The sequence below is a fragment of the Pontibacter silvestris genome (assembly GCF_020907275.1).
Taxonomy (GTDB): Bacteria; Bacteroidota; Bacteroidia; order Cytophagales; family Hymenobacteraceae; genus Pontibacter; species Pontibacter silvestris.
The window spans coordinates 1-1,330 of record NZ_JAJJWI010000079.1; the positions used below are offsets into that span (position 1 = coordinate 1).

The window sequence follows — 1,330 nt, forward strand, 5'->3', positions numbered from 1 at the left end:
CAAACAGGCACTGTCTCATTAACAACAGCCGATGTTGAACCTTCAACTGACAGGAATTATCTTACGGATGCCCAACTATCTGACCTTGTAAATAAAACAGGCGATGTTACATTGGCAGGACAAAGTTATTTAACCCTGAGTGGGCAGACCATAACTGCAGGGGCGGTGGATTTATCCGGGTCAAATGCAACTGGTATATTAAATGCAGGAAGATTTCCCGCTCTAACCGGAGACGTAACCACAAGTGCAGGATCTTTAACTACTACTTTAAAAAACACAGGAACACCAGGTACCTATACTCAAGTTACCACAGATGCACAAGGCAGAGTAACGGCAGGAGCTAGTCCGACGACTCTGGCTGGGTATGGTATTACGGATGCGGCATCTTCAGAACATACGCATTCGCTTGATGATTTATCGAATGTTGCCATAGGAACAAAGGCAGAAAACGATGTATTGCAATGGGATGCCCTTTCTTCAAAATGGGTTAATAAACCATTGTCTGGAAGTGGGGCTATAACTTTTGACGCTACTGGAGATGTTACAGGTACAGTAACAGGAACTACTTCATTAACGCCAACTTTAACCATTGCAGACGATGCGGTTACTTCTGCTAAAATAAGGGACGGAAACATTACAACTGATAAGATTGCTCCTGAGGCTATTACTGCTACCAGATTAAAAAGCATAACTAGTCCCGGAACAAGCGGCCAGCTTCTTTCCTCAGATGGAATCGGCGGTTTCACCTGGATAAATCCTTCTGCATCCGGCAGTGACGGTGGAATGACTTCAGTAGATGTAGATGGAACAACCATAACCGGAAATGGTAATGGAACACCATTAAAATTAGGAAATACTTCCGTTGTGCCAGGAGCCTACTCCTTAGCCAACATTACCATAGACGCACAAGGTCGGATTACAGCAGCATCGAATGGTACTGTTAGCGGCGGCGGTACGGTAAGTTCTGTTTCTGTTTCAGCAGCAAACGGTTTTACAGGTACAGTGGCTAATGCTTCTAGTACTCCGGCTATTACGCTAGGTACTTCAGTTACCGGTATATTACAGGGTGACGGCACTGCTATCTCTGCTGCTGCTACAACAGGAACCGGTGCCGTTGTACTGGCAGATGCTCCTACAATAAATAACCCGACTTTTACCGGAACAGTTAACATTAGCGGTAATGCTTCTAATGTAACAGGAATTGTTGCCGTAGCCAATGGTGGTACGGGGGCAGATAACCCAGCCGATGCAAGAACTAATCTTGGCTTGGGCAATGTAGAGAACACCAGCGATGCCGATAAGCCAATCAGTACTGCTACTCAAACAGCTC

General features: G+C 45.5%; 1 protein-coding gene. It reads left to right on the forward strand.

Annotated features, from left to right (window positions below):
* On the forward strand, nt 1-1,330 hold a 1,330-nt coding region (locus LN995_RS21620; RefSeq protein WP_229963175.1), incomplete at both ends, for a hypothetical protein.